Genomic DNA, 647 nt, shown 5'->3' with positions numbered 1-647 from the left:
CACGCGCAAGCCCGGCCGCCATCAAGCGGCCGGGCTCGGAGCCGTGGCTCAGATGAGCCAGCGGTTCTTCTGGACGATCGGCAGGGACGCCCACCACCGGCCCAGACCCCAGGTGTGCCCGGCATAGGTCAGCGCCAGCACGATCCCCGCGACCGCGTAGATGAAGTGATAGTCGGTGACCGGGTTGGTCGACCCGCTCGGCTCACCGGCACCGGTCGTCCTGTCCAACGGCCACTCGGCCGCCCACATCAGCGCCATCATGACCACCCCAGCACCAGCCGCCAGACGCATACCGATACCGAGCACGAAAGCCAGACCGATACCGAGCAGACCCAGCATGAACAACCAGTTCGCCCACGAATCCCCGGCGATACCGTGGAAGAAGCCCTGGAACGGGCCCACCTCCACACCCGACAGGAACCCCTTGGTCGGCGAACCACCATTGACCCACGCACGCTCCGCCGGGGTCGCGAACCCCCACCCGAAAGTCTTGTCGAAGAACGCCCACAGGAAAACAAACCCGGTAGAGATACGCAACACGGCAAGCGCCCGCGCGGCGGTCCTGGTCAGCATGGAGCCGGGCGCCTCGACCTTCTCGAGGTGAGCGGCGGTTCCCCGGCCGATGGTGGTCATGATGTCCTCCCAGA

General features: G+C 66.6%; 1 protein-coding gene. It reads right to left on the bottom strand.

The features are described 5' to 3' along the window. Positions 1-48: 48 nt before the first annotated feature. Entirely contained in the window at positions 49-633 is a 585-nt protein-coding gene (locus tag EER30_RS46770) for a DoxX family membrane protein (protein ID WP_127509824.1), read from the bottom strand. Between the last annotated feature and the right edge of the window lie 14 nt (positions 634-647).

This window comes from Actinoplanes solisilvae, assembly GCF_003999975.1.
GTDB classification, from domain to species: Bacteria; Actinomycetota; Actinomycetes; order Mycobacteriales; family Micromonosporaceae; genus Actinoplanes; species Actinoplanes solisilvae.
The sequence above is the reverse complement of the archived record's forward strand: the minus strand, read 5'-3'. Positions and strand labels throughout refer to the sequence as shown.

Coding starts and splice junctions, on each gene's coding strand:
- EER30_RS46770 (WP_127509824.1), bottom strand. CDS start 633: ATGACCACCATCGGCCGGGGAACCGCCGCTCACCTCGAGAAGGTCGAG.